Annotated in this window: 9 protein-coding genes; all 9 read left to right on the forward strand. The window is 57.4% G+C overall.

The window, feature by feature from the left end; genetic code table 11:
• The first annotated feature begins 80 nt into the window (after nucleotides 1–80).
• The 9 genes from mrcB (at nucleotide 81) to msrQ (ending at nucleotide 9899) form a co-directional block, all read left to right on the forward strand.
• Nucleotides 81–2405, forward strand: coding sequence for a penicillin-binding protein 1B (mrcB, locus tag HDC32_RS29010; RefSeq protein ID WP_145336537.1), 2325 nt, complete (start codon nucleotides 81–83; stop codon nucleotides 2403–2405).
• A 16-nt stretch (nucleotides 2406–2421) separates the two neighbouring features.
• Nucleotides 2422–3156: a M48 family metallopeptidase gene (locus tag HDC32_RS29015; RefSeq protein WP_145336535.1), complete on the forward strand. Its 735-nt coding sequence runs from the start codon at nucleotides 2422–2424 to the stop codon at nucleotides 3154–3156.
• Nucleotides 3156–3485, forward strand: a complete 330-nt coding sequence (locus HDC32_RS29020; RefSeq protein WP_131699429.1) for a YqcC family protein — start codon at nucleotides 3156–3158, stop codon at nucleotides 3483–3485. The genes HDC32_RS29015 and HDC32_RS29020 overlap by 1 nt, the downstream gene beginning before the upstream one ends.
• A 431-nt stretch (nucleotides 3486–3916) precedes the next feature.
• Nucleotides 3917–5641 carry an acetolactate synthase 3 large subunit gene (locus HDC32_RS29025; protein ID WP_065925350.1) on the forward strand — a complete coding sequence of 575 codons (1725 nt, stop codon included), beginning with the start codon at nucleotides 3917–3919 and terminating at the stop codon, nucleotides 5639–5641.
• Between the two features lie 2 nt (nucleotides 5642–5643).
• Nucleotides 5644–6135: an acetolactate synthase small subunit gene (gene ilvN / locus HDC32_RS29030; protein ID WP_003176102.1), complete on the forward strand. Its 492-nt coding sequence runs from the start codon at nucleotides 5644–5646 to the stop codon at nucleotides 6133–6135.
• 47 nt (nucleotides 6136–6182) lie between these two features.
• Entirely contained in the window at nucleotides 6183–7199 is a 1017-nt protein-coding gene (gene ilvC, locus HDC32_RS29035; protein ID WP_003176099.1) for a ketol-acid reductoisomerase, read from the forward strand.
• Between the two features lie 145 nt (nucleotides 7200–7344).
• Nucleotides 7345–8202, forward strand: coding sequence for a CDP-diacylglycerol--serine O-phosphatidyltransferase (gene pssA, locus HDC32_RS29040; protein ID WP_053137711.1), 858 nt, complete (start codon nucleotides 7345–7347; stop codon nucleotides 8200–8202).
• A gap of 63 nt (nucleotides 8203–8265) precedes the next feature.
• Nucleotides 8266–9279, forward strand: coding sequence for a protein-methionine-sulfoxide reductase catalytic subunit MsrP (msrP, locus tag HDC32_RS29045; RefSeq protein WP_184746386.1), 1014 nt, complete (start codon nucleotides 8266–8268; stop codon nucleotides 9277–9279).
• On the forward strand, nucleotides 9279–9899 hold the full coding sequence (gene msrQ, locus HDC32_RS29050) for a protein-methionine-sulfoxide reductase heme-binding subunit MsrQ (RefSeq protein WP_131699431.1): 621 nt from the start codon (nucleotides 9279–9281) through the stop codon (nucleotides 9897–9899). Before msrP ends, msrQ begins: the two co-directional genes overlap by 1 nt.
• Nucleotides 9900–10071: the final 172 nt, after the last annotated feature.

Here is a 10071-nt window from a genome sequence, read left to right on the forward strand (position 1 = left end):
ATTATGGCTGGTACGGGCGGTCATGCAAACCGCTGTCCGGCTCATGTTGATCATCAATAAAGTGCGTATAATCCGCCGCCATGACTCGATCCCGATCTCCCCGTTCCCGTAAAAAACCTCCTTCCCGCGGCCTGCGCCCGTGGCTTGGCTGGGCGCTCAAGCTCGGCCTGGTAGGGCTTGTGGTGCTCGCCGGCTTTGCGGTGTACCTCGACGCTGTGGTCCAGGAGAAATTCTCCGGCAAGCGCTGGACTATCCCGGCCAAGGTGTATGCTCGCCCGCTGGAATTGTTCACCGGCCAGAAGCTGAGCAAGGATGACTTCCTCACCGAACTCGACGCCCTGGGCTATCGACGCGAACCCGTGAGCAATGGTCCGGGGGCGGCTGCGGTCAGCGGTAACACCGTCGACCTCAATACTCGCGGCTTTCAGTTCTATGAAGGCCTGGAGAAAGCCCAGCCAGTGCGCGTGCGCTTTTCCGGCGACTACGTCGCCGAACTGTCCTCCCTCAACGGCTCCAAGTTGCCGGTGGTACGCCTTGAACCGCTGATGATTGGCGGGATTTACCCGAAGAACCTTGAAGATCGCATCCTGATCAAGCTTGATCAGGTACCGCCGTATCTACTGGAAACGTTGGTGGCTGTAGAGGACCGCGACTTTTATAGTCACTGGGGCGTTTCGCCGAAGTCGATTGCCCGTGCCATCTGGGTGAATACTTCCGGCGGCAAGATGACCCAGGGCGGCAGCACGCTGACCCAGCAGTTGGTGAAGAACTTCTACCTGACCAACGAGCGCAGCCTGACCCGTAAGCTCACCGAAGCCATGATGGCGATGCTGCTTGAGCTGCACTACAGCAAGCAGGAGATCCTTGAGGCATACCTCAACGAGGTATTCGTCGGCCAGGATGGGCAACGCGCCGTGCACGGTTTCGGTTTGGCCAGCCAGTTCTTCTTCGGCCAACCGCTGTCCGAGTTGAAGTTGCATCAAGTCGCCTTGTTGGTAGGCATGGTCAAGGGGCCTTCCTATTACAACCCGCGTCGCAATCCGGAGCGTGCGCTGGAGCGCCGTAACCTGGTGCTCGATGTGCTTGAACAGCAAGGCGTTGCCACGGCGGAACAAGTTGCCGCGGCGAAGAAAATGCCACTGGGTGTGACAACCCGCGGGAAGTTGGCGGACAGTTCGTTCCCAGGCTTTATCGATCTGGTAAAACGCCAGTTGCGTGAAGACTACCGCGACGAAGACTTGACCGAAGAAGGCCTTCGGATCTTCACCAGCTTCGACCCGATTCTGCAGATGAAGGCAGAAGCATCGGTCAACGACACCTTCAAGCGCCTGACGGGCCGTAAGGGCGCCGATGAAGTAGAAGCCGCAATGGTGGTGACCAACCCGGAAACCGGTGAAGTCCAGGCCATGATCGGCAGTCGCCAGGCCAGCTTTGCCGGTTTCAATCGCGCACTGGATGCCGTGCGGCCGATCGGCTCGCTGGTCAAGCCGGCGGTCTACCTGACGGCGCTGGAAAAGCCGAGCAAATACACCCTCACCAGTTGGCTGTCGGATGACCCGCTGTCGGTCAAAGGGGGCGACGGCCAGGTTTGGACGCCGCAGAACTTTGATCGCCGCTCCCACGGCACGGTGTTCCTGTATCAGGGCTTGGCGCACTCCTACAACATTTCCACGTCTCGGCTCGGCTTGGAGGTTGGCGTGCCGAATGTCCTCAAGACACTGGCTCGTCTGGGCATCACCCGCGAATTCCCGGCCTTCCCATCGATCCTGCTCGGCGCCGGCGCCATGACGCCGATCGAAGTGGCGACGATGTACCAGACCCTGGCCAACGGTGGCTTCAATACGCCGATGCGCGGGATCCGCAGTGTACTGACAGCCGAGGGTGAGCCGCTCAAGCGCTATCCGTTCCAGATTCAGCAGCGTTTCGATGCGGGCTCCATCTATCTGATCCAGAACGCCATGCAGCGCGTGATGCGTGAAGGTACCGGTAGCTCGGTCTATAAGGTTTTGCCTTCCAACCTGACACTGGCGGGTAAGACCGGTACCAGTAACGACTCGCGTGACAGCTGGTTCGCAGGTTTCGGCCAGGATGTGCTCGCAGTGGTGTGGCTGGGTCGTGACGACAACGGCAAGACGCCGTTCACCGGTGCCACCGGCGCATTGCAGGTCTGGACCAGTTTCATGCGCAAGGCCGACCCGCTGCCGTTGAACATGCCGCAGCCGGATAACATCGTGCAGGCCTGGATTGATCCGCATACCGGCCAGGGCTCCGATGCCAACTGTCCGGGCGCGGTGCAGATGCCGTATATTCGCGGCAGCGAACCACCACCCGGTGCTGCGTGCGGTGGCGGTGCCCCTGCAGATGCGGAATCGGTGATGGATTGGGTCAAGGGCTGGATGAATTAAGCAAAGAGGGTTTCAAGTGAACAAGTGGTGGATTCCAGCTATTACAGCTCTGGCTTTGCTCGGCGGTTGCTCCAGCGTGCAGCGCGGCTCTATTCCGGTTGTGGATTCGAGCACAGCTGTCTCCAATAATGACCGGATCTCGGCCAATGGCGGTTTCCGCCAAACCGTGACCAACCGTCCGGCCCAGGCCAGGCCTCAGGCCGTGCCACAGGATTCGGGTGTGGTAGTGATGGTGCCGGGCGGCGGTGCTGCTACCGCGGCGCCAATCAGTGCCGAGCCTTGGACGCCTGGGCCAAGCACCTCCGGGCCGATCGATTCCGCGCCAATTCAGACCGCGCCGATCAATCAGGGCACCTACAACATGCCGTCGACGCCGAGTGGCATTCCATCGTCCTCCAGCGCTGGCGGCTTGTCAGCCGACGAGCAATTGGATGGTCCGGTGCTGGCGTTGCTGACCACTGCCCAGCAACAGCAGGCGGGTGGTGACTTGAATGGTGCGTCCTCCAGCCTTGAGCGTGCGCAACGCGTTGCTCCGCGCGAGCCGCAAGTGCTGTATCGCCTTGCCCAGGTACGCATGGCACAGGGCGATGCGCCGCAGGCCGAACAATTCGCTCGTCGTGGTCTCACGCTGGCCAGCGGTCGTCCCGACCTGCAAGCCAGCTTGTGGGCTTTGATCGGCGATGCGCGTGCCGCACAAGGTGACGCTGCCGGCGCTGCCCAGGCTCGGCAAAAAGCCAAGGTCAACCTCTGATGGATGCACGGTTTCCCGCGATTGCCGAACAGTTATTGCTGATTGAGCGCGAATTACGCGTGCAGGGCTGGTGGGATGAAGTGTCCCCCAGCGCCGAGGCGCTCGGCAGCGTCGAGCCGTTTGCGGTAGACACACTGGACTTCCACCAGTGGTTGCAATGGATCTTCCTGGTGCGCATGAAACAGATCCTAGAACAGGACCTGCCGCTGCCGAATGCTTCAGGCATTCTCGAAATGGCCGAGATGGTTTATGCCGATCGGCCGCGAGAAAGCCTGGGCTTGCGTAATGCGCTGAAAAAGTTCGATCAACTGATCGTCGACGCTCGTTAATTGCCTGGCTGCCGGTTTTTCCGGCAGTCTTGCGCACATTTCTACCGCTTGACGACATTCAGGCGAGTTTTATCCCTCCTCAAAGCCCTTTCTTCTACGTTCTCATGCGCTTAGTTGGAAAAAAGCGCAATTATTGCTTGACTTGAGAGGCCTGAAACAGAAGAATCCAAAGTCCGCTGTATCGGGACTGCCAGAAGCAGGCCCGCTCAGCAGATCATGAGGCGCACATCCGCGCCGACCTGTTACACCCGCAACGCGTTACCTCGCGCTGGGTGGGAAAAGCCCGCAACACTTGGGACGATCCCAATACTTGCTCAGTCAGTGCTGACGTAGTCGGCGACCACCGTCGCTCATGCTCTGTTGAGAAGTAAACCTATTAAGACCCGTCGGTTTTTAACGGACGGTATTCTGGCGTTTTAGAGGTGAACAACGTGGAGCTTTTATCTGGCGGTGAGATGCTCGTCCGCTTTTTGCGTGACGAAGGCGTCGACTATATCTACGGGTACCCAGGTGGTGCTCTGCTGCATGTTTACGACGCGCTGTTCAAGGAACCAGCTGTTACCCACATCCTGGTTCGCCACGAACAAGCCGCGACCCATATGGCTGACGGTTATGCCCGTGCCACCGGTAAAGCCGGTGTGGTACTGGTAACGTCCGGCCCAGGCGCAACCAATGCCATTACTGGCATCGCGACTGCTTATATGGACTCCATCCCGATGGTGATCATTTCCGGCCAGGTGCCAAGCACCATGGTGGGGACCGATGCGTTCCAGGAAACCGACATGATCGGTATCTCCAGGCCGATCGTGAAACACAGCTTCATGATCAAGCATGCGTCGGAAATCCCGGACGTCATGAAAAAGGCATTCTACCTCGCACAGTCCGGTCGCCCGGGTCCTGTCGTGGTCGATATCCCGAAAGACATGACCAACCCGGCTGAGAAATTCGAATACGTTTTCCCGAAGAAAGCCAAGCTGCGCTCTTACAGCCCGGCCGTTCGCGGGCACTCGGGGCAAATCCGCAAGGCGGCAGAGATGCTCCTGGCGGCCAAGCGTCCAGTGCTGTACTCGGGTGGTGGCGTGATCCTGGGTGGCGGTTCTGCACCGCTGACCGAGCTGGCCAAACTGCTCAACCTGCCGGTAACCAACACCCTGATGGGCCTCGGCGCCTTCCCGGGTACGGACCGTCAGTTCGTGGGTATGCTGGGCATGCATGGCAGCTACACCGCCAACCTGACCATGCACCACGCCGACGTGATCCTGGCAGTGGGCGCACGTTTTGATGACCGCGTGATCAATGGCGCGAGCAAATTCTGCCCGAATGCCAAGATCATCCATATCGACATCGACCCGGCGTCCATCTCCAAGACCATCAAGGCCGACGTGCCGATCGTAGGTCCTGTGGAAAGTGTATTGACCGAGATGGTCGCTGCGCTCAAGGACATCGGCGAAACGCCGAACAAGGAATCCGTTGCCAGTTGGTGGAAGCAGATCGACGAATGGCGCGGTGATCGCGGCCTGTTCCCTTACGACAAGGGCGATGGCAGCATCATCAAGCCACAAACCGTGATCGAAACCCTCTGCGAAGTGACCAAGGGCGACGCCTTTGTGACCTCCGATGTCGGCCAGCACCAGATGTTTGCCGCGCAGTACTACAAGTTCGACAAGCCTAACCGCTGGATCAACTCCGGTGGCCTGGGCACGATGGGCTTTGGTTTCCCAGCAGCCATGGGTGTGAAACTGAGTTTCCCGGACTCTGACGTTGCGTGCGTCACCGGGGAAGGCAGCATTCAGATGAACATCCAGGAACTGTCGACGTGCCTGCAGTACGGTCTTCCTGTGAAGATTGTCTGCTTGAACAACGGCGTGCTGGGCATGGTTCGTCAGTGGCAGGACATGAGCTACGGTAGCCGTCACTCCCATTCCTACATGGAATCGTTGCCGGATTTCATCAAGTTGGTTGAAGCCTATGGCCACGTTGGCATTCGCATCACCGATCTGAAAGATCTGAAGCCGAAGATGGAAGAAGCGTTCGCCATGAAGGACCGCCTGGTGTTCCTCGATATTCAGGTCGATACCAGCGAGCACGTCTACCCGATGCAGATCAAAGACGGCTCTATGCGCGATATGTGGCTGAACAAGACGGAGCGTACTTAATCATGCGGCACATTATCTCCCTGCTTCTGGAGAACGAACCCGGCGCTCTGTCTCGTGTTGTCGGCCTGTTTTCGCAACGCAACTACAACATCGAAAGCCTGACCGTGGCGCCGACCGAAGACCCGACTTTGTCGCGCCTGACGTTGACCACCGTGGGCCACGATGAGGTGATCGAGCAGATCACCAAGAACCTCAACAAGCTGATCGAAGTAGTCAAGCTGGTCGACCTGTCGGAGAGTGCCCACATCGAGCGCGAGCTGATGTTGGTTAAAGTCAAGGCCACGGGTGCCCAGCGTGCCGAGATCAAGCGCACTACCGATATTTATCGCGGGCAGATCGTCGATGTGAGCGCCAGCGTTTATACCGTTCAGCTGACCGGTACAAGCGACAAACTGGACAGCTTCATCCAGTCGATCGGGACGGCCTCGATTCTGGAAACGGTACGCAGTGGTGTCACCGGGATTGCCCGTGGCGACAAAGTACTCAGCATCTAACCCAAATTAGCGAATGGCCTTGCGGCCTGGATATATAGAGGAACCTCATGAAAGTTTACTACGATAAAGATTGTGACCTGTCGATCATCCAGGGCAAGAAAGTCGCCATCATCGGCTACGGCTCCCAGGGTCACGCGCAAGCTTGCAACCTGAAAGACTCCGGCGTTGACGTGACTGTTGGCCTGCGTAAAGGCTCGGCCACCGTTGCCAAGGCTGAAGCTCACGGCCTGAAAGTGACTGACGTTGCTTCCGCTGTTGCTGCTGCCGACCTGGTCATGATCCTGACCCCGGACGAGTTCCAGTCCGCGCTGTACAAGAACGAAATCGAGCCGAACATCAAGAAGGGCGCCACCCTGGCGTTCTCCCACGGCTTCGCGATCCACTACAACCAGGTTGTGCCGCGCGCTGACCTCGACGTGATCATGATCGCGCCGAAAGCACCGGGCCACACCGTACGTTCCGAGTTCGTCAAAGGCGGCGGTATCCCTGACCTGATCGCGATCTACCAGGATGCTTCGGGCAACGCCAAGAACGTTGCGCTGTCTTACGCTGCTGGCGTAGGTGGCGGTCGTACCGGCATCATCGAAACCACCTTCAAGGACGAGACCGAAACCGACCTGTTCGGCGAGCAAGCCGTTCTGTGCGGCGGTACCGTTGAGCTGGTTAAAGCCGGTTTCGAAACCCTGGTTGAAGCTGGCTACGCGCCGGAAATGGCCTACTTCGAATGCCTGCACGAACTGAAACTGATCGTTGACCTCATGTACGAAGGCGGTATCGCCAACATGAACTACTCGATCTCCAACAACGCCGAATACGGCGAGTACGTGACTGGCCCGGAAGTGATCAACGCCGAGTCCCGCCAGGCTATGCGCAACGCCCTGAAACGTATTCAGGATGGCGAATACGCCAAAATGTTCATCAGCGAAGGTGCTACCGGCTACCCTTCGATGACCGCCAAGCGTCGTAATAACGCCGCTCACGGTATCGAAGTCATCGGTGAGCAACTGCGCTCCATGATGCCGTGGATCGGTGCCAACAAGATCGTCGACAAAGCCAAAAACTAAGTCGTACGTATCAACAGAAAACGCGGCTTAGGCCGCGTTTTTTCGTTTGGGGAGCGGGTTCTGGTATAAAGCTGCATCGTTTGCGGGCGAACAGTCGCCGCAAGTATTGGTCGAATTTTTTTCACACCGTTGCAAGGTAAAGTCCATGAGCGAACGTCCCGAAGAGCCAAACCAGGCTTCTGACGCCGAAAGCCTGCTGCCGATCGATGAGCATGTCGAAGAAGGGCATGACGCTGAAGGCCGCAAGGTCCGGCATCGTGGCATCTATTTGCTGCCCAATCTGTTCACTACGGCAAACTTGTTTGCCGGGTTCTATTCCATCATCAACTCAATGAGTGCCCAAAGCGCCCTGGCGGCCGGTGATGCGGCGAGCGCCAGCAAGTATTTCGGCTTTGCTGCCATCGCAATTTTCGTGGCCATGGTGCTGGATGGCCTTGATGGTCGTGTGGCGCGCATGACCAACACCCAAAGCGCTTTCGGTGCCGAGTATGACTCGCTGTCGGACATGGTTGCCTTTGGTGTTGCGCCTGCACTGCTGGCCTTCGCCTGGGCGCTCGGTGATATGGGTAAGGTTGGCTGGATGGTCGCCTTCATCTATGTCGCGGGTGCAGCGTTGCGTCTGGCTCGCTTCAATACCCAGGTGGGTACTGCTGATAAACGTTACTTCATTGGCCTGGCCAGTCCGGCAGCGGCGGGGGTGGTGGCGGGTATCGTCTGGGCGTTCAGCGACTACGGCATCCAGGGTTCGAAAATGTCGTTCCTGGTGGCGTTGATGGTTGCTGCGGCCGGTATGCTGATGGTGAGCAATATCAAGTACAACAGCTTCAAGGAGCTTGATCTCAAAGGGCGTGTACCTTTCGTGGCGATCCTGGCAGTGGTGCTGGTGTTTGCGGTGGTCTTCAGTGACCCTCCTCGGATTCTGCTATTGGCTTTCCTGGTCTACGCCGCTTCGGGGCCGATTCAGTACTTGCTGCATATGCGTCGGGACAAAACGTTGCCTTAATGTAATTTCCCCCATACTCCGCAGTCTATTGGTGCATCAGTTCTCCAATGCTGCGGAGTTGCCATGTTAATCAAATTGCCCAAAGCGTCCGCTTGCCAAGAATCGGATGTCACGCCTGAATCCTTCTACCTTTCTCGCCGTAGCTTGCTCGGTGGTGCGCTTGCCGGCATTGCTGCCAGCAGCCTGCCGCGTTGGGCCAGTGCAGAAGAGGCAGCGCGTTATCCCGATGTTGAGTCTGGCAAGGCGCCCAATTGGTTTGCCGAAAAATTGCCGGAAACGAAATGGCAGGCGGTGACGGTCAAGGATGAGTCCATCACCCCGTTCAAGGACGCAACCCACTACAACAACTTCTATGAGTTCGGTACAGACAAGGGCGATCCTGCGAAAAATGCAGGCTCACTCAAGACCGAGCCTTGGAGTGTGGTGATTGATGGTGAGGTCGCAAAGCCGGGACGTTATGCCCTTGAAGACTTCATGAAGCCCTATCAGCTAGAAGAGCGGATCTACCGTTTGCGCTGTGTCGAGGCGTGGTCGATGGTCATTCCGTGGATGGGTTTTCCGATCTCTGCCTTGCTCAAGCAGGTTGAGCCTACCTCCAAGGCTAAATACATCCGCTTTGAAACCCTCCAGGATGCCAAGAGTATGCCTGGGCAGCGTTCGAGTTTTGGCTTGATCGACTGGCCTTATGTAGAAGGGCTGCGTCTGGATGAGGCGATGAACCCTTTGGCGATTCTTGCCGTTGGCATGTATGGGCGCGAGTTGCCCAATCAGAACGGTGCACCCTTACGTCTGGTCGTGCCTTGGAAGTACGGTTTCAAGAGCGTGAAATCCATCGTGCGTATAAGCCTTGTAAGCGAGCAGCCCAAAACCACTTGGCAGAGTATCGCGGCGGATGAATATGGCTTCTATGCGAATGTGAACCCTACGGTGGATCATCCCCGCTGGACCCAGGCGCGGGAGCGTCGTCTGCCAAGTGGCCTGTTCAGTCCCAATGTGCGTGAGACGCAGATGTTCAATGGATACTCGGATGAGGTTGCCTCTTTATATACAGGCCTTGATCTGCGGAAGAACTACTGATGCGCTACCCCATCTGGCGCGTTGTCGTTTTTATAGCTGCGGCAGTGTGGCCGTTGTTATGGCTATATGAGGCGTGGAGTTTTGCCTTGGGGCCGGATCCGGGCAAGGTGCTGGTTGACCGGCTTGGCTTGGGCGCTTTGATCCTCTTGCTGATTACCCTCGGCATGACGCCGTTGCAGAAACTGAGCGGTTGGGCGGGGTGGATCGCGGTGCGCCGGCAGCTTGGATTGTGGTGCTTTGTTTATGTAGTGCTGCATTTAGCGGCTTACTGTGTGTTTGTCCTGGGACTGGATTGGTCGCAATTGGGTGTGGAGCTGCGTAAGCGGCCCTACATTATTGTGGGGGCGCTAGGGTTCTTGTCTTTGTTGGTGTTGGCGGTCACATCTAATCGCTATAGCCAGCGCCGACTGGGTAGTCGTTGGAAGAAGCTGCATCGCATGGTGTATGTAATTCTTGGGCTTGGTTTGCTGCATATGTTGTGGATCGTGCGGGCTGATCTGAAGGAATGGGCTATCTATGCTTCTATAGGTGCGCTGCTTCTGGTGTTGCGTGTACCGCCAGTAGCGCGCCGAATCCCCCGACTTATTACTAAAAAAGCGCCCTCTGCAACAAAAGCGTAATTAACGCTTGACCGCAGATCCTGGAAGTCTATAATTCGCCCCACTTCCGGCGCAGCCTAAACGTAAAACTCCTTTGCAAACAAAGAGTTATGCAGGATTAGGCGGCGAGTTGCTTCAGTTCATCGAAGCCCAGAAGGAGTTGATAGAGTCGTGTTGTTTGGCGCTATTAACG

Source organism: Pseudomonas sp. JAI120 (assembly GCF_014207255.1).
In the GTDB taxonomy this organism is placed as follows: Bacteria; Pseudomonadota; Gammaproteobacteria; order Pseudomonadales; family Pseudomonadaceae; genus Aquipseudomonas.

Excerpts from the sequence above, each read along its gene's own strand:
- msrP (WP_184746386.1), top strand. The coding sequence starts at position 8,266 with ATGTTAATCAAATTGCCCAAAGCGTCCGCTTGCCAAGAATCGGATGTC.
- mrcB (WP_145336537.1), top strand. The coding sequence starts at position 81 with ATGACTCGATCCCGATCTCCCCGTTCCCGTAAAAAACCTCCTTCCCGC.
- HDC32_RS29020 (WP_131699429.1), top strand. The coding sequence starts at position 3,156 with ATGGATGCACGGTTTCCCGCGATTGCCGAACAGTTATTGCTGATTGAG.
- pssA (WP_053137711.1), top strand. The coding sequence starts at position 7,345 with ATGAGCGAACGTCCCGAAGAGCCAAACCAGGCTTCTGACGCCGAAAGC.
- msrQ (WP_131699431.1), top strand. The coding sequence starts at position 9,279 with ATGCGCTACCCCATCTGGCGCGTTGTCGTTTTTATAGCTGCGGCAGTG.
- ilvN (WP_003176102.1), top strand. The coding sequence starts at position 5,644 with ATGCGGCACATTATCTCCCTGCTTCTGGAGAACGAACCCGGCGCTCTG.
- ilvC (WP_003176099.1), top strand. The coding sequence starts at position 6,183 with ATGAAAGTTTACTACGATAAAGATTGTGACCTGTCGATCATCCAGGGC.